Origin of the sequence: Microbacterium sp. STF-2 (assembly GCF_034650155.1) — a bacterium.
GTDB classification, from domain to species: domain Bacteria; phylum Actinomycetota; class Actinomycetes; order Actinomycetales; family Microbacteriaceae; genus Microbacterium; species Microbacterium maritypicum_A.
The window spans coordinates 1804487-1821356 of record NZ_JARKMW010000001.1; the positions used below are offsets into that span (position 1 = coordinate 1804487).

Consider the following 16870-nt stretch of genomic DNA (forward strand, 5'->3'; position numbering starts at 1 on the left):
GCGAGGCCCTTCGCTCGGCACCGCTCACCCAAGGAGCCGCCATGCCCTCGTCTCTCGTCCTCCCCGACGCGTCCGCCGCGCCTTCCCTCCTGACCGAGGTGCCCGGCCCGCGCAGCCGGTCGATCCACGAACGTCGCACGAGAACGGTCGCGCGCGGTGTCGGGAGCATTCTGCCGGTGTACATCGCGCACGCCGAGGGTCCCTGGGTGACCGATGTCGACGGCAACCGCTTCCTCGACCTGGGCAGTGGCATCGGCGTCACCACCATCGGGCACGGCAATCCGGCCGCGATCGCCGCCGCCGCCGCACAGCTCGAGCAGGTGACGCACACCCTCTTCACGGTGACCCCCTATGAGGGCTACGTGCGACTGGCGGAGCGCCTCGCCGAGAAGACGCCGGGCGACCATGAGAAGCGCTCGGTGTTCGTGAACTCCGGCGCGGAGGCCGTCGAGAACGCGGTCAAGATCGCTCGTCGATACACCGGTCGCCGCGCGGTCGCCGCCCTCGACCACGCCTTCCACGGGCGCACCAACCTCACACTCGCGATGAACCACAAAGCCGCGTACGGCACCGGGTTCGGGCCCTTCGCCCCCGACATCCACCGCGTGCCCAACTCGTACCCCTACCGCGATGGACTCACCGGCGCGCAGGCGGCGCAGCGGACGATCGCCCACCTCGAACAGCGCATCGGCACCGCCGACCTCGCCGCTCTGATCGCCGAACCCATCCAGGGCGAGGGCGGATTCGTGGTTCCTGCAGACGGATATCTCCCCGCCTTGCAGGAATGGTGCACGCGCAACGGCGTGGTGTTCATCGCCGATGAGATCCAGACGGGGCTCGGCCGCACGGGCACCTGGTTCGCGAGCGAGCACTTCGGCGTGATCCCCGATCTCGTGCTCACAGCGAAGGGCATCGCGGCCGGACTCCCGCTCGCCGGCGTCACCGGTCGCGCCGAGATCATGGATGCGCCCGACCCGGGTGGGCTCGGGGGCACCTTCGGCGGCAACCCGGTCTCCATCGCCGCCGCCCTCTCGGTCTTCGACGAGCTCGACCGCGGCGACTTCTTCGCGGAGGCTCTGCGCATCGGCGCACGCCTCCAGGACCATCTCGCCGCCCTGGCCTCCCGCCACCCGTTGATCGGAGACGTCCGCGGGATCGGCGCGATGTACGCGTTCGAGCTGAGCGACCCCGACACGTCGCTGCCGGCAGCCGGGGCCGCGTCGGCGATCGCGGCCTACGCGGCCCAGCACGGCATCCTGCTGCTGACCGCGGGCAGCGACTCGAACGTCATCCGATTCCTGCCGACGCTCACGACCACCGACGATCAGATCGACATCGCCATGGACGTGATCGACCGCGCCCTGACGACGCTCGGCTGACGCTCTACCGGCACGTCAGTCGACCCCGCCGGCGGTGTCGACCACGAGGACGCCGTCCCGCCACCGAACCGCGCGGAGGTCTGCGACCACCACGTCGGGATCGCCGTCGGCCGATCCTGCTCCGACGCCGACGACGAATCCGGCACCCGCCGCGCGAGCCGAGCGGATCCCCGGGACCGAGTCCTCGAACACGATGCAGTCCTCGGCAGCACGCGCCAGCCGGTAGGCGCCGAGGAGGTACGGGTCGGGTTCCGGCTTGCCGCGAGGCACGTCCTCCGCCGCAACCAGGGTCGGAGGCCGTGGCACGTGGGAGCTCTGCAACCGGGCCAGCGCCACGGCGCGATTGCTGCTCGTCACGACCGCCCAGACATCACGCGGCAACGACCCCACGAGGCGTGCGGCACCGGGGATCGCTCTCGTATGCACGGCCGCCTCGATCTCGAGGGCGACCAGTTCTGCAGTCGCGGCGGCCGCGGCATCCGGGCCCACCAGACCCGCGACGACTTCACTCGGCCTCATGCCATGCGGCGCATCCCGGAGGAAGTCGAACGACGGGGCGTGCCGACGCGCCCAGGCCTCCCAGGCGGGAGCCGCCGACGCGACCGAGTCCACCAGGACGCCATCGCAGTCGAACAGCACGCCGGCGCGTTCGAACTCCCAGGAATCTTCGCTTCGCACATGTGATAATTTTGGCATAGGCCAAAACTATCATCGGCACGGGGGGACCGCGCCACGGAGGGGACCACCATGCCAACGAGGATCGCCGTCAACGGGCTCGGCCGGATCGGCCGCAACCAGCTCCGCCTGCTGCTCGCCCGCCGCTCGGAGCTCGAGCTCGTCGCGGTGAACGATCCGCGCGGGCCCCGTGCTCTCGCCGAGCTGCTGCAGCGAGACGGTCACAGCGGTCCGTCGACCCGCGGCGTGCGGTTCGACGACAAGCACCTCTTCCTCAACGGCCACGCGATCCGCATGTTCACGGAACGCGATCCGCTGCGGCTTCCGTGGGCGGCACTGGGGATCGACATCGTGATCGAGTCCACGGGAGCCGAGACCCGGTCCGAAGACGCGAGGAAGCATCTGGCCGCAGGGGCTAGAAAGGTGATCATGACCGTTCCCACCGCGGGCGACGACGGCACGTTCATGCGCGGGGTCAACGAGCACACCTACGACCCGACCCGGCACCACGTCATCTCCAGCGCCTCCTGCACGACGAACTGCCTCGCCCCCGTGGCGAAGGTCTTCCATGAGGCTTTCGGCATCGACGCCGGCCTCATGACGACGATCCACGCCGACTCGACAGACCTTCTCCTGCAGGACATCCCGCACTCCGATCCACGATCCGCCGGAGGGAAGGGCACGAAGATCTCCGCCGGCGACACCGGGGCGGCGCTGGCCATCGGACGCGTGATCCCCGAACTCGAGGGCCGTCTCGACGGCTTCGCCCTGCGCGTCCCGGCGATCAGCGGTTCCATCACGCATCTCACGGTCACCGCTTCCCGTCCGGTCACGGTCGACGAGGTCAGAGCCGCTTATGAGACCGCCGCCGACGGCCCGCTGAAGGGCATCCTGCGCTGCGCCGACGACGAGATCGCCATCGCCGACACCGTCATCGATCCGCATTCGTCGATCCTCGATGCCGGGCTGATCCGGGTGATCGGGTCGCAGGTGAAGATCTCCGCCTGGTACGACGACGAGTGGGGGTACTCGCACCGTCTCACCGAGCTCGCCGAATACGTCGCAGAAAGGCTGCCCGCATGACGAACGCCACCCCGTGGGAGCGCACCGCGCTCGCCTTCCGGCACGTGCACTTCGAAGACCTGGGAAACATCGAACCGCTCCTGCGCGAACGCGGGTATCGCGTGCAGTACGTCGACCTCGGGATCGAGGCCATCGACATCGAGCGGGTGGATGACGCCGATCTCCTGGTCGTCTTGGGGGGTCCGATCGGCGTGCACGACGCCGACGGCTATCCGATGCTGCATGCGTCGAAGGAGGCCGTCTCCCATCGACTCCGCTCCGGGCGGCCTCTGCTGGGGATCTGTCTCGGCGCGCAGCTGATCGCCGAGGCGCTGGGGGCCGAGGTGCGCCCGACAGGTGCGGTCGAGATCGGCTATGCACCGCTCGACCTCACCACGGAGGGCCTCGATTCGCCGTTGCGTCCGCTCGACGGCATGCCGGTGCTGCACTGGCACGGCGACGCCTTCACGATTCCCCCGAACGCCCGCCATCTCGCCTCTACGCCCGAGTTCCCGAACCAGGCTTTCAGCACGGACGCCGTGCTCGCCCTGCAGTTCCACCTCGAGGCCGACCACCGCACGATCGGACGCTGGCTGATCGGCCACGCGCACGAGCTGCACCACAACGGCATCGATCCGCGCATCATCCGCGAGGATGCCAGAGCCTACGGACCGAAGCTCGAAAAGGCGGCTCGTTCCACCATCGCCGCCTGGTTGGATGCGGTCGAGAAGCCGACTTCCCCCGCCTGACGCCGCCGCCTACGAGGCGCGCAGCACACGCAGAAGCCGACCGTGCACGCAGAAGGGGCCGGGTCCACACGGACCCGGCCCCTTCTGCGTGGCGGCGTTCAGCTCGCGCGACGCAGCGCCACGCTCGGGAAGTCGATCGGGACATCCAGAGCGATGTTCACGTAGTTCGTGAACAGATTCAGCGCGACCTGTGCGATCGTCTCGACGATCTGCTCGTCGGTCCAGCCCTGCGCGCGCACGGCGTCGACGTCCGCCGAGGACACCTGGCCGCGTTCCTCGACGAGCTTCAGCGCGAAGGCGAGCAGTGCCGCCGTGCGCGGGTCGTCGGACTCGCCGCTCTGCGCGGCAGTGAGCGTCTCGCGGCTGAGACCGGCCTTCTTGCCGAGGGCGGTGTGCGCTGCGAGGCAGTACTGGCACGAGTTCCGGTCGGCGACGGCGACGGCGATCTGCTCGCCGAGCGCCGCACCGAGGGATCCTCCGCCGAAGGCACCGAATGCGCTCCACATGCTCGTGAGAGCAGCAGGAGAATTGGCGACGGCGCGGAACATGGCCGGCACGGCTCCGAAGGCGCCGGCGATCTGGTCGAGCTGCTCCTTGACGTTTCCGGTGGCGTTGTCGCGGTCGATGAGAGGGACGTTGGGCACGGGATGCTCCTTCGATGACGGGATGGGCCCGGATCCGGGCTCACTTCAGTCTTTCGAAACATATCGGACGATACGCACCAAAGAGTCTTGCTTTCATGACATATCGTCCACGATACTGAAGGTATGCCCGCCGTCGACCGCCTCTCTCCCCTGCTCGAACGCTTCCGCGTGCGGACCCGGCTGTTCCACAACGGCCCCCTCTGCGGAACGACGGTCTTTCCGGCGAGCGGCGGCCACGGCTTCCTGCACGTCCTGCGCCGCGGCGAGATGGAGGTGACGCACCGCCGTGCGGACGGCAGCTCAGAGCGCGAGGTCATCACCCGACCGAGCCTGCTGTTCTTCCCCCGCCCGATCGACCACTCCTTCCTCAACGCACCGACCGATGAATCCGACTTCGCCTGCGCGACGCTCGACTTCGACGGCGGCGCCACGCACCCGCTGGTGCGCACTCTGCCGTCGTCGATCGTCCTGCCGCTCGACGAGGTCGAGACGCTCAGCCCCGCACTCGACCTGATGTTCTCCGAGGTCGACAACGTGCGGTGCGGTCGCCCCCTGGTGGCGGATCGCATGTTCGAGGTCGTGCTCATCCAGTTGTTGCGGTGGATGCTCGATCACGCCGAACGACTCGACCTCCCGCCAGGCTTGATACCCGGCCTCGCCGACGAGCGGCTCGCCCCCGCACTGGTCGCGATGCACGAGGCCCCAGGAGAGTCCTGGAGCCTGGAGGCCCTCGCCCGCACCGCCGCGATGTCGCGAAGCGCATTCGCCGCCCGCTTCAAAGAGGTGCTCGGGCGCTCCCCCGGCGACTATCTCACGGAGTGGCGGCTCACGATCGCCCAGGAGCAACTGCGCGCGGGCGTGTCCGTGAGCACCGTGGCGGCGGAACTGGGCTACGCCAGCTCATCGGCGTTCTCGCGGGTGTTCGCTCAGCGCATCGGGCACTCGCCTCGAGCGTGGCTGACGCTCGCCGTGTGATGATCGACCGTGACAGGTCCGCGTGACGGAACCGATCAGCGACCGGCCGCGAGCACCGCTCGGAGCCCATCGATCACCCGTTCGAGATCGGCGGACGAGAGTGAGGGATGAACCGGGATGGAGAGCACTTCCTGCGCCGCCCGCTCGGTCTCCGGCAACTCCGCTTCCGGGGCGAACCTCTGCAGGGACGGCAGCCGATGGTTCGGGATCGGGTAGTAGACGCCTGCGCCGACCCCATGCTCGTCCCGCAGGGCATCACGCACACGATCCCGCTCGCCGTCGGCGATGCGGACGGTGTACTGGTGGTAGACGTGCTCGGCTTCGGGAGCGACCGGAGGCACGGTGAGACCGGGGAGGCCGGCGAGCTCGGCATCCAGCAGGGCGGCGTTCCGCTGTCGCTGCCGCGTCCACTCTCCCACCTTGCGCAACTGCACACGCCCCACTGCCGCATGTACCTCGCTCATGCGGTTGTTGTACCCGACGATCTCGTTCGCGTACTGCGTCTCCATCCCCTGATTGCGCAGCAGGCGGACGGTCCTGGCGAGATCGTCCCGGGCACACGAGACGATGCCGCCCTCGATGGCGGTCATGTTCTTGGTGGGGTACAGGCTGAACATCCCGAACGCACCGATGGTTCCCGCCGGACGTCCGCGCCAGGCGGCTCCGTGCGCCTGCGCGGCATCCTCGTAGATGGCGAGTCCGTGCTCTCCCGCCAGCGCTTCGATGCCATCGACGAGGAAGGGGTGCCCGTACAGGTGCACGGGCATGATCCCCTTCGTCCTCGGGGTGATCGCCGCCCGCACCCGTTCGGGGTCGAGGGTGAAGTGCGCCGGCTCGATGTCGGCGAAGACCGGAGTCGCCCCAGCGAGGACGACGGAGTTGGCGACGGCCGCGAAGGTGAAGGAGGGGACGATCACCTCATCCCCCGGACCCACGCCTGCGGCGATGAGCCCGAGCAGCTGACCGCTCGTGCCGGAGTTGACGGCGACCGCCGTCCGTCCGTCGAGGAACTGCGCGGAGAACTCGGCTTCGAAGGCTGCGACTTCCGCCCCCTGGGCGAGCATGCCGCTGCGGAGCACGCGTTCGACGGCGGCGACCTCGTCATCGCCGATGATCGGCTTGGCGGCGGGAATGAATGCGCTGTCCATCGTGGAAGCCCTTCGTCGGCGGCGGCTCGCATGAGCCCGGTTGAGGTGGAGGCAGGAATCGAACCTGCGTGCACGGTCTTGCGGACCGCGACCTGGCCACTCGGTCACTCCACCGGGTCGGATGTGCTCAGCGTCCCGGCGGCGAGTACCCGTTCAGGAACGTTCCGAGCCGACGGAGCGCGTCGGTGAGCACTTCGGCCTCCGGAAGGAAAGCGATCCGGAGGTGGTCGGGCGTCTGCAGGTTGAAGGCCCTGCCGTGTACGAGGAGGATCCGCTCGGCGTCGAGGAAGTCGAGCACCAGCTGCTCGTCGTCTTCGATGCCGTGCACCTCGGGATCCAGTCGCGGGAAGAGGTAGAGCCCCCCACCCGCCGGCTGCGTATCGACCCCGGGAATCGCCTCGAGCGCTTCGAGGGCCGCATCCCGTTGCCGCGTCAGCCGGCCGCCGGGCGCCACCAGAGCGTCGAGCGAGTCGTCGTGGGTCAGGGCCGCGGTGATCGCGTGCTGGGCCGGCACCGACGCGCACATGCGCATCGAGGCGAGCAGACGCACCCCGGAGAGGAAGGGATCGTCGCGGTGGAACCCCGTCGTCGTCATCCATGCCGCACGGTAGCCCGCGACACGGTGGGTCTTGGACAGCCCGGCGAACGTGACGCACGGAACGTCGGGGGCGATCTGCGCCATGGACACATGCGCGTATCCCGGAAAGACGACCCGGTCGTAGATCTCGTCCGAGAGCAGCAGGAGGCCGTGGCGCCGCGCGAGCTCGGCGATCCGCTCGAGGACCGTACGCGTGTAGACCGCACCGGTCGGATTGTTCGGGTTGATCACCACGATGGCCGCGGTTCGCGGACCGATCGACGCCTCCATCGCGGCGAGGTCGGGCGTCCATCCTTCGGCCTCGAGGCACGGATAGTGCACCGCTCGCCCTCCGGCCAGCACGGTCGACGCCGTCCATAAGGGGTAGTCAGGGCTCGGGATGAGCACTTCGTCGCCCGGCTCGAGCAGCGCCTGCAGCGTCAGCCCCACGAGCTCCGAGACGCCGTTCCCCACGGTGATGTCGTCGATCCCCAGTGCGGGAAATCCGGGGCGCAGCGCGTAATGCGCTCCGATCGCTTCGCGGGTCTCGGGAAGACCGGCCGACTCGGAGTAGCCGTGCGCCTGAGGCAACGCCGAGCGGAGAGCCTCGACGATGGCCGGCGGGGCGTCGAAGCCGAACGGGGCGGGGTTGCCGATGTTGAGACGGAGGATGGACTCTCCGCGCTTCTCCAATTCGGCCGCGCGCTCGGCAACCGGTCCGCGCAGGTCGTACAGGACGCCTTCCAACCGCGAGGAGCGTCCGATCCGATGATCGGCCCTCTCCGGCCGGGACGGGGTCACGCCTCCACCCCCGCCGCGCTCGAGCCCCCGGCGACCCCGACGAGGTCGTCGACGAGGCGCTGCATCTCCGCGTCGTCGAGCGTGTGCACGGTCAGGCGAAGCTGGGTGGAGCCCTGCGAGCTGCCGGGATCGAGCGCGAACTCGGAGCCGGGGCGCACGAGCCACCCGCGCGAAGCGAGGCGACGGCTGATCTCCGTCGCATCGTCGCGGACGTCGACCCACACGTTGAGCCCGCTGTCCGCCTGCGCATGCATCCCCTGTTCGACGAGCATCGACACGAAGAGGCGGTTGCGCCCCGCATAGTGCGCGCCCGCCTCGATGATGAGCTCCCGGGTCTCGTCATCGCGCAGCATCGTGGCGGCGAGCCGCTGCATCACATGGCTCACCCACATGGTTCCGGGGCTCAGGCGCAGCGCCAGACGCTGAGCGGTCACCCGATCGGATGCCGTCACCGCGAGGCGCATGTCGGGCCCGAGGAACTTCGACACCGAGCGGACCAGCGCCCACCGCTGCTGCGTGGGGGCGATGATGCTCTCGTAGGGCGTGGGTGCGAGCATCGAGAAATGGTCGTCTTCGATGACGAGCACGTGCGGATGATCGGCGAGGACCTCGCGGAGCTCTCGTGCGCGTGCAGGACTGGTGCCGACACCGGTCGGGTTGTGGGCACGCGGCGTGCAGACGATCGCGCGCGCGCCGCTCTCGAGGGCCGCACGCAGGCCGGCGACGGTCATCCCTTCGCGATCGACGGGGATGGCGACCGGCACGTATCCGGCGAGACGCGCGGTGTGGATGCTGGAGAGGAAGCACGGGTCTTCGAGCCCGACGCGGTCGCCCTGCACCAGGGTCTGGGCCAAGAGGCGCTCGACGGCATCGACCGCCCCGGAGGTGATCGACAGGCGGAACGGACGCGGATGGTCGGCCGCGATCCACTCGGTCGCCCATTCGGCGAGGTCGGCGTCGATGACGGACTCACCGTAGAGCACGTGGCCGGGCGTGACAGCGGCGAAGGCGGCTGCGAGGTCGGGAAGGTGGGCGGGATCGGGATTGCCGCTGCCGAGATCACGCAGCACCGAGCCGGGGGTGAATCCCTCGTCGGGGTTCTGCGCCGGCCCGAGCACCGTGGTTCCGGTGCGGCCACCCGTGGCGGCGATGCGCGCGGTGACCAGCGAACGATAGGCCGCCAGCACCGTGTTCCTGTTCACGCCGAGGCGAGCGGCGAGTGATCTGACCGACGGCAGCTGGTCTCCCGGAGCGTATGCACCCCGCTCGACGAGGTCGCGCACGCTCTCGGAGATCTCCGCCGCGGTCGACCCGACGATGCCATCTTCGACGTCTTCGCGATCGGGTGCCTGGGCCATGGTTCGACCGTAGGCGATCTTTTGACCTATGTCAAAAGATCCGCACGGTCTGCTTCGACTTCGGGGTGCGCACGTCGGAGGCACCGGGCACGATGGGGGCATGACCGACGGCTACGAATCGGACTTCCTCGGGAAACGGCTCCCCCTCCCCTGTCCCGAACGCGAGATGCGTTCGCTCCCGTATCCGCGATTCACGGTGCTGCTCGACCCCGAGCGGCGTCTCGCGGCGGTCACGGCGGTGAACATCGACGGCGCCACGCTGCAGGACCTGCCGCGCACCGGCGACTGGCGACTCGACGACCGCCTCCCGGCCGACGAGCAGACGGGACCCGAGGTGTACACGCGGAACGACCTCGACCGCGGGCACCTCGTGCGGCGACGAGACCCGGGATGGGGACCGACGCAGACCGCGCGCGCCGCCAGCGAGGCGACCTTCTTCTATCCCAACGCTGCGCCGCAGGCTGCGGGATTCAACCAGTCGAAGGAGCTGTGGCTCGGCCTCGAAGACCACGTGCTCGCTTATGCCGAGAGCACCGATCAGCGCCTGTCGGTGTTCACCGCCCCGGTACTGGCCGAGAGCGATCCTCCCTACCGAGGCATCCGCGTGCCCCTCCGCTTCTGGAAGGTCGCCGCGTGGCAGGGACCGGATGGCCTCGCCGCCGCGGGCTTCGTGCTCGATCAGTCCGACCTCGTCGACATGCGGGATGAGACGCTCGCCGTCCCCCCGCTCGGCGCCTTCCGCACGTTCCAGGTGCCGATCGCCGACATCGTCGCACTCACCGGCATCGACCTCGGAGCACTGGTCGAGGCGGACACGCTCCCGCGACAGGGAGCGCGGGAGTCCGGATGGCGGACGCTCGACACCGCGGGCGACATCGTGCTGTGATCCGGGAGCGATCGCGCCACACTGGACCGATGGAGTACAGCGGAGTGGTCCCGACCGATGCCCCCGACCCGAGCATCGAGTCCGATGCCCGATTGCAGAGCCTCCCCTTCCCGGTATTCGAGCTGAAGCCGCAGCGCGCTCTCACGCGACTCCCCGTGGCCGGCTTCATGGAGATCTCCGGCGCAGCGGGCCGCGACGAGGTTTCGGCATCGTTCAGCTACACGCTGTGGCGGCACCCCGACGACCATGCCGATCCCCGCAACGAGATCGAGCTGGACGAACCCACACGGCGCTCCCTCACGGAAGAGCCGCCCTGGGGTCGTCCGGCCTGGCTGATCGCGCAGGTGCAGGCCTTCCGGTACCCGATGCTGTGGGAGGCGGTGCGGACGACCTGGCATGCATCGCCCGGCCGGGAGGGGGCCTCTCTCGCCGAGCAGCTCGCCGCGCACACCGACCACATCCTGCGCAACCGCTTCCGCGGCGAGCTCGGCCTCTCGACCGACCCCGTGCCGACGCCGACGGGACCGGGAAGCCCCCCGCCGCCTCGGCATCGGACGCCTCGGTCGAGGTCGACGGCGAGGAGCGTCCCGCGCTGTGCGTCGACACCGACCCGTTCGTCTACAGCATCGGCTTCCGGGTCGACGAGCACGTCGTGTGCACCGCGGTGATCCCGCGGGACGCGCTCGCCCTCATCGACCTCGCCCTCACGCGCTTGTCGACGCCGCCTCAGACTCCGGCGCGCACCGACTCCAGCGACGGGTAGTCGCTGTATCCCTCGGCGGTCCGGCCGTAGAACAGTTCGGGACGCGGGTCGTTGAGCTCGGCTCCCTGGATCCAGCGCTCGACCAGGTCGGGATTCGCGATCACGGGACGACCGGCGGCGACGGCGTCCGCCCGTCCGTCGGCGACGAGCGACTCGGCCTCATCCTTGGTCGTCTCCGCCGCGAAGCCGGTGTTGACGATCAGGGGCGCACCCGCCGTGCGACGGATGTGCTGCACGAGCTCTCCGGCGGGGTCGGCGTTGAGCACGTCGATGAACGCGAGGCCGAGCGGCGCGAGACCCTCGGCGAGGGCCGTGTAGGTCGCGCGGACATCCGCATCGTCCTCCTCCAGCACACCCTGGATGTTGTGCTGCGGCGACAGGCGGATGCCGGTGCGGTCGGCTCCGACAGCACCGGCGACGGCCGCGGTGACCTCGATCGCGAAGCGCGCGCGGTTCTCGGGCGATCCGCCGTACGAGTCCTCGCGGATGTTCGACACCGGCGAGAGGAACTCGTGCACGAGGTACCCGTTCGCGCCGTGCACCTCGACACCGTCGAAGCCGGCGGCGATCGCGTTGCGGGCGGCCTGCGCGAACTGCTCGACGACCTCGGGGATCTCGTCGAGGGTGAGCGCATGAGCCACCGGCAGATCGGCCTTGCCCTCGGGCGTGCGCGTCTGTCCGGGTGCCGCGAGCGCACTCGGACCGACGACTCGCGCCTCGCCCGAGATGGCGGGGTGCCCCACACGGCCACCGTGCATGAGCTGCATGACGATCGTTCCCCCCGCGTCATGGACGGCTGCGGTGATCGGCTTCCACCCCTCGATCTGCCCGGGCGTCACGATGCCCGGCTGCCCGGGGTACGACTTGCCTTCGGCGACCGGCCACGTGCCCTCGGAGATGATGAGCCCCTGCCCCGCACGCTGCCGGTAGTACTCCTCCATCGTCGCGGTCGGGACACCGTCGTCATCCGCACGGGTGCGGGTGAGAGGCGCCATGACGACGCGGTTGGACAGCTGCAGGGCGCCGAAGACGGCGGGCTCGTAGAGATTCACAGTGGGAGGTAAGGCGCGAGGGGATCAGCATATTCCCGGTCGGCGTTTCGCTCCGCCGGACGAGGTCGGTCGTCTCCCTCAGCCGCCGAGGCCGGCGAGCAGATCGGCGAAGTGGTCGAGATCGGCCGCGGTCCAGTTGCGCAGCCGCTCGCCGATGCGCCCCTCATAGCGCGAACGGGCGAGCGCCACCCGCTCCTGCGCCAGGTCGGTCGCCACGAGCACACGGGCCCTGCGGTCTTCCGGGTCCGGCACACTCTCCACGAGTCCGAGCTGTTCGAGCTGTCGCACCTGGCGGCTCACCGCCGACTTGTCGGTCTGCAGCCGTTCGATGATCGCTCCGGCCGAGGTCGCCTTTCCCGTCGCTATGGAGGTCAGCACCTGATAGCCGAGGGGCTGCAGATCGGGATGCACGGTCGCTGCGGCCTCACGCCAGCCGATGCGGATCCGCGCGAAGAGTCGACCCAGTTCCTGCTCGACCCTGGTGACGGCCTGGTCGAGGTCGGCGTCGCCCAGCAGGTCGGTCGCGGCAGCGGATGCACGGGTCTCGCCAGGGGCCCCCGCGGCATCATCGGCGGCATCATCGGCGGCATCATCGGCGGCATCATCGGCAGGGGCGTCGGAGGAGGCGCTCATGCTCGCCAGTGTACGGCGAAGCCCCGCCGTCGATCGTGACGGCGGGGCTTCGGGTCAGACCTCGGCCAGCAGCCGGAAGGCCTTGGACGCCGCCCGGATCTCTTCGGGAGTCAGCTCATCGATCACGGCCTGGAGACGGGTGCCGTAGTCGCGGCGGACCGCGGCGAGCGCATCACAGGCCGTGGCGGTCACGCTCAGCACCCGCAGCCGACCGTCGCGCTCGTCGGGGCGGGACTCGAGGAGACCGAGCTCTTCCAGCATCCGCACCTGACGGCTGATGACCGACTTGTCCATCTCGAACCGCTCGGCGATCTCGTGCGCGTTGGCCGTTCCCGCCCTGTCGATGAAGGTCAGCAGTTTGTAGCCGGCCACCTGCAGCTCCGGGTGGACCCGGGCTGCGGATTCCTTCCACAGCGACCGGGTCCTCGCGAAGATGAGGTTCAGATGCGCCTGGAGGTCACCGAGCGCACTGTCGACATCCGACGCCGCGACCGCTGCCGAGGCCATGACCTCAGCGCTCCCCGTCCCGGTCTTCGCGGGCAACGTCATCACGGGCACGATCGTCGCGCTCGAGAACGCGGACCGCACCGGTCGCGGGGGCGCTGCCGGCACCCTCGATCCGGATGGTTCCAGTGGAGAGCGAGGCTCCGACCTCGGCCTCGGAGACCTCGATCACCGATTCCTCAGCCTGCTCGAGCATCTGCTCGGCGGCGTTCTTGGTCGACAGCGGCTTGTTCTTGATGAACGCGATCGCGATGATCGCGATCACCGCGAGCGGGATGGCGATGATGAAGGAATCGGCGATGCCGTGACCGTAAGCTCCTTCGACGATCGTGCGGATCGTGTCGGGCAGCTGACCGACCTTGGGGACGTCACCCGAGGCGAGGTGCTTGAGCGCGTCGATCTCGGCGGGTGTCGACGGGACGAAGCCGTCGAGCGCATCGGTGATGTAGTTCGCGACGCTGGTGGACAGCAGCGAGCCCATCACGGTGACGCCGATGGTGCCGGCGATCGTGCGGAAGAAGTTCACGTTCGACGAGGCGGCGCCCAGCTGCTGCGGAGCAGTGTCGTTCTGCACGATCAGCGTGAGGTTCTGCATGACCATGCCGAGGCCGGCGCCGAGCACGAACATGTAGACGGCGACGAGCGGGAACGGGGTGTCGTAGCGGAGCGTGGCCATCAGGCTGACGCCGACGGTCGCGAGGACCGACCCGGTCAGCATCCAGCCCTTCCACTTGCCGAAGCGGCTCACGAGCTGGCCGATGATGATCGACGCCCCCATCTGGCCGATGATCATCGGGATGGTCATGAGGCCGGACTCGGTGGGCGTGGCGCCACGGGCGAGCTGGAAGTACTGCGCGAGGAACACCGACGTCGCGAACATCGAGACGCCGATCGCGATCGAGGCGATGACCGACAGGGTGAAGGTGCGGTTGCGGAACAGCGACATCGGGACGATCGGTTCCTTGACGAAGAACTCGACCGTGATGAACGCGGCGATCGCGACCGCGGCGGTGACGATCAGCATGATGCTCGTCGAGGAGTCCCAGTCGAACTGGTTGCCGCCCATCGAGACCCAGATCAGGAGGGTCGAGACGCCGACCGCGAGGAGCACGATGCCGAAGTAGTCGATCGAGACCTTGGTGTCGCGCTGGGGCTTCGGCAGGTGCAGGGTGAACTGCAGGAGCACCAGGGCGAGGATCGCGAACGGCACGCCGACGAAGAAGTTGGAGCGCCAGCCCCACACGTCGGTGAGAAGTCCGCCGAGCAGCGGGCCGCCGATGGTGCCGAGGGCCATGATGCCGCCGACGACGCCCATGTACTTGCCGCGCTCACGCGGGGAGATGATGAGGGCCACGGCGATCATGACGAGCGACATCAGGCCGCCGACGCCGATGCCCTGGATGACGCGGACCGCGATGAGCATGTTCGTGTCGGTCGAGAAGCCGGCGATCACGGTGCCGACCGTGAAGAGGATGAGGGAGATCTGGACGAGCACCTTGCGGTCGACGAGGTCGGCGAGCTTGCCCCAGATCGGGGTCGAGACGGCGGTGGCCAGAAGGCTCGCGGTGATGACCCAGGTGTACTGGGACTGCGTGCCGCCGAGGTCGGCGATGATGACCGGCATCGAGGTCGACACCACGGTGCCCGAGAGCACGGCGACGAACATGCCGACGACGAGCCCGGAGATCGCGGTGAAGACCTCGCGAGCCGACCGGGTCGTCTCGGGGGGTGCGGATGGGGTGTGTGTCACGGGGTAACGCTCCTGCGTAGAAAGTTGATCGAGGTCAACCATACGCCTTTAGTTGCCAAAGCGCAACTAAAGGCGTATGTGCTCGCGTCGTGCTTCTGCTCGGCGGAACCGAGCGGTACCGTGTCAGCGTGTCGACTGATTCCAGGAGCGGACGGGCGCCCGGCGCCCCGGCCTCTCTCGACGCGGCCATCGGGGACGTCGACTGGACCGTGCCTCCCGCCGGATCGACGAGATCGTGGTTCCGTGCCCCCAGCGGCGAGTTGTCCGTGATCTCGCTGGGCGCACCCGAGCGTCCGCGCGTGGTCCTGGTGCCCGGGGCCACCGGTTCCAAGGAGGACTTCGCCCTGATGCTGCCGCTGCTGGCCGATGCGGGGTACTTCGTGCAGTCGTTCGACCTCGCCGGGCAGTACGAGTCGCACGCGGCCGGCGCAGACTCCGCCTACACGTACGAGCTGTTCATCGCCGACCTGGTCGCATTCCTCGACGCGGGCGCGCCGGCGCATCTGCTCGGGTACTCGTTCGCCGGCACCGTCGCACAGCTGGTCGCCGTCCGTCGCCCCGACCTCGTGCTCTCCCTCACGCTCCTGACCACTCCTCCCGGTTCCGGCAACGTGTTCGCGAGCATGAAGTGGCTGGGACCCCTCGCCCCGATCGCGAGTCCTCGTCGCGGCGCCGGCCTCATGATCTGGGGGATCGTGACGAACAAGAACCGGGTGCCCCCACGGCGCCTCGAGTTCGTCCGCTCGCGGTTCGCGCTCACGAGCAGACGCAGCGTCGATGAGATCGTCGGCCTGATGATGGCCGCTCCCGATCTGCGCAGCCGCGTGCGGGGATTGCCGATGCCCAAGCTCGTCGTCGCGGGATCGCACGACCTGTGGCCGCTCGCCGCCCACGAACGGTATGCACGCGAGATCGGCGCGGAGTTCCGGGCGTACCCGACGGGACACAGCCCGAGCGAGACCACACCGCACCAGCTGACCGCCGACCTGCTCGATCTCTACACGCGGGCTCGCGACTGACCCGCCTCCGGCGTCACCGACCGGCTGCGGACCTATCGGCCTCGCGCCGAGCCCGGCGCCGCTGATGCAGAGGCTCCGGCGACAGATGCAACCGCACCGTGGGCAGCACGTAGCTCAACCGCCGTCGCAGAGACGCCCAGTCCTGGAACGGTCGCGCCGACACCTCGACCACGAGGCCCCGATCGCGCAGCACCGTCATCTCCGGACGCACATGGAACGACAGGTCGAAGTCGTCGTGGATGTTCGTCGCCTCCCGATGCACCTCTCCGCTCAGCACCCGCCAGACGGAGGCACGCATCGCCATGTTCGATCCATAGAGGGGTGCGTGCCCGAGGACCGGAGTCATCGAGGCGTACATGCCGCCGATGTACAGATGCGTCCCCATCCAACGCACCAGAGGCGTCGAACCGTAGAAGCGCGGTTCGCCGGTGACGAAGTCGACGTCGGGGCGGTCGCGGAAGGTGCGCTCGATCCGCTCCACCCAATCCGGCCCCGGGCGGGAATCGGCGTCGAGCCGGGCGATGATGTCGCTCGTCGCCGCGTCGTAACCGGCCGCCGATGCGCGCGGGATGCCCGGGACCGGCTCGGTGACGACCCGTGCCCCGAACCCCTCGGCGACGGCGACCGTGTCGTCGCTGCTGCCGTTGTCGACGATGACGATCTCATCGGCGATCCGGGTCTGATGCTCGAGCGCCCGCAGACACACCTCCAGCAGGCGGGCGTCGTTCCGTACCGGGATCACCACGGAGACGGAACGAGAGAAGGCGGTCGTCATCGTCCCCCCATTGTGCGCGTAGCCGACCGTTTCGGCCGTGTGCCCCGCCCTCACCCGAAACTGCGTCGTGCAGAAGCTACTCCGCGGCGGGGAAGTGAGGTCGCGTCCCACTCCCCCGCA

General features: G+C 69.1%; 17 protein-coding genes and 1 tRNA gene. 7 read left to right on the forward strand and 11 right to left on the reverse strand.

From position 1 onward, the window contains the following. The first annotated feature begins 41 nt into the window (after window positions 1–41). A complete protein-coding gene (gene gabT / locus MicroSTF_RS08705; RefSeq protein ID WP_021201244.1) occupies window positions 42–1379 on the forward strand; it encodes a 4-aminobutyrate--2-oxoglutarate transaminase in 1338 nt (445 codons plus the stop codon). Between the two features lie 15 nt (window positions 1380–1394). On the opposite strand, the gene MicroSTF_RS08710 is transcribed toward gabT, so the two are convergent. After that, window positions 1395–2057 carry an HAD-IA family hydrolase gene (locus MicroSTF_RS08710; protein WP_322955004.1) on the reverse strand — a complete coding sequence of 221 codons (663 nt, stop codon included), beginning with the start codon at window positions 2055–2057 and terminating at the stop codon, window positions 1395–1397. A gap of 69 nt (window positions 2058–2126) precedes the next feature. Here MicroSTF_RS08710 and MicroSTF_RS08715 point away from each other — a divergent pair, with 69 nt between their 5' ends. Next, entirely contained in the window at window positions 2127–3137 is a 1011-nt protein-coding gene (locus MicroSTF_RS08715) for a type I glyceraldehyde-3-phosphate dehydrogenase (protein WP_322955006.1), read from the forward strand. Then, window positions 3134–3865, forward strand: a complete 732-nt coding sequence (locus MicroSTF_RS08720) for a glutamine amidotransferase (protein ID WP_021201247.1) — start codon at window positions 3134–3136, stop codon at window positions 3863–3865. Before MicroSTF_RS08715 ends, MicroSTF_RS08720 begins: the two co-directional genes overlap by 4 nt. Window positions 3866–3963: 98 nt before the next feature. Here the strand turns inward: MicroSTF_RS08720 and MicroSTF_RS08725 are convergent, their stop codons facing one another. Continuing rightward, complete coding sequence (locus MicroSTF_RS08725; protein WP_021201248.1) at window positions 3964–4509, reverse strand: carboxymuconolactone decarboxylase family protein; 546 nt, start codon at window positions 4507–4509, stop codon at window positions 3964–3966. A 123-nt stretch (window positions 4510–4632) separates the two neighbouring features. Here MicroSTF_RS08725 and MicroSTF_RS08730 point away from each other — a divergent pair, with 123 nt between their 5' ends. Beyond that, entirely contained in the window at window positions 4633–5484 is an 852-nt protein-coding gene (locus MicroSTF_RS08730; protein WP_322955010.1) for an AraC family transcriptional regulator, read from the forward strand. A gap of 35 nt (window positions 5485–5519) precedes the next feature. Here MicroSTF_RS08730 and MicroSTF_RS08735 read toward each other — a convergent pair whose 3' ends face one another. The 4 genes from MicroSTF_RS08735 to MicroSTF_RS08750 all read right to left on the reverse strand — a co-directional run bounded on the left by MicroSTF_RS08735 (window position 5520) and on the right by MicroSTF_RS08750 (window position 9368). Next, entirely contained in the window at window positions 5520–6632 is a 1113-nt protein-coding gene (locus tag MicroSTF_RS08735; protein ID WP_021201250.1) for a DegT/DnrJ/EryC1/StrS family aminotransferase, read from the reverse strand. 43 nt (window positions 6633–6675) lie between these two features. Further along, a tRNA-Cys gene (locus MicroSTF_RS08740) sits at window positions 6676–6746 on the reverse strand. 13 nt (window positions 6747–6759) lie between these two features. Further along, window positions 6760–8010 carry a pyridoxal phosphate-dependent aminotransferase gene (locus MicroSTF_RS08745; protein ID WP_297555622.1) on the reverse strand — a complete coding sequence of 417 codons (1251 nt, stop codon included), beginning with the start codon at window positions 8008–8010 and terminating at the stop codon, window positions 6760–6762. Beyond that, the gene (locus MicroSTF_RS08750) at window positions 8007–9368 is read right to left on the reverse strand and encodes an aminotransferase class I/II-fold pyridoxal phosphate-dependent enzyme (RefSeq protein WP_322955012.1); all 1362 of its coding nucleotides are present in this window, start codon (window positions 9366–9368) and stop codon (window positions 8007–8009) included. Before MicroSTF_RS08750 ends, MicroSTF_RS08745 begins: the two co-directional genes overlap by 4 nt. A gap of 100 nt (window positions 9369–9468) precedes the next feature. Between MicroSTF_RS08750 and MicroSTF_RS08755 the strand changes: the two genes are divergently transcribed. Together MicroSTF_RS08755 and MicroSTF_RS08760 are read left to right on the forward strand one after the other, a co-directional pair. Next, window positions 9469–10254 carry a DNA/RNA non-specific endonuclease gene (locus tag MicroSTF_RS08755; RefSeq protein ID WP_322955014.1) on the forward strand — a complete coding sequence of 262 codons (786 nt, stop codon included), beginning with the start codon at window positions 9469–9471 and terminating at the stop codon, window positions 10252–10254. Window positions 10255–10283: 29 nt separating this feature from the next. Further along, entirely contained in the window at window positions 10284–10922 is a 639-nt protein-coding gene (locus tag MicroSTF_RS08760; protein WP_322955015.1) for a hypothetical protein, read from the forward strand. Window positions 10923–10980: 58 nt separating this feature from the next. Here MicroSTF_RS08760 and MicroSTF_RS08765 read toward each other — a convergent pair whose 3' ends face one another. From MicroSTF_RS08765 to MicroSTF_RS08780, 4 genes are all read right to left on the reverse strand, one after another. Beyond that, window positions 10981–12069: an alkene reductase gene (locus MicroSTF_RS08765; RefSeq protein WP_029267556.1), complete on the reverse strand. Its 1089-nt coding sequence runs from the start codon at window positions 12067–12069 to the stop codon at window positions 10981–10983. Window positions 12070–12147: 78 nt separating this feature from the next. Next, complete coding sequence (locus MicroSTF_RS08770) at window positions 12148–12702, reverse strand: MarR family winged helix-turn-helix transcriptional regulator (protein ID WP_322955017.1); 555 nt, start codon at window positions 12700–12702, stop codon at window positions 12148–12150. Window positions 12703–12756: 54 nt separating this feature from the next. Then, window positions 12757–13251, reverse strand: a complete 495-nt coding sequence (locus MicroSTF_RS08775) for a MarR family winged helix-turn-helix transcriptional regulator (protein WP_231479914.1) — start codon at window positions 13249–13251, stop codon at window positions 12757–12759. Continuing rightward, complete coding sequence (locus MicroSTF_RS08780; protein ID WP_021201258.1) at window positions 13214–14956, reverse strand: MDR family MFS transporter; 1743 nt, start codon at window positions 14954–14956, stop codon at window positions 13214–13216. Before MicroSTF_RS08780 ends, MicroSTF_RS08775 begins: the two co-directional genes overlap by 38 nt. A gap of 128 nt (window positions 14957–15084) precedes the next feature. Here MicroSTF_RS08780 and MicroSTF_RS08785 point away from each other — a divergent pair, with 128 nt between their 5' ends. Continuing rightward, entirely contained in the window at window positions 15085–15975 is an 891-nt protein-coding gene (locus MicroSTF_RS08785) for an alpha/beta hydrolase (protein WP_322955020.1), read from the forward strand. Between the two features lie 13 nt (window positions 15976–15988). Here MicroSTF_RS08785 and MicroSTF_RS08790 read toward each other — a convergent pair whose 3' ends face one another. Then, complete coding sequence (locus MicroSTF_RS08790) at window positions 15989–16750, reverse strand: glycosyltransferase family 2 protein (RefSeq protein ID WP_029259930.1); 762 nt, start codon at window positions 16748–16750, stop codon at window positions 15989–15991. Between the last annotated feature and the right edge of the window lie 120 nt (window positions 16751–16870).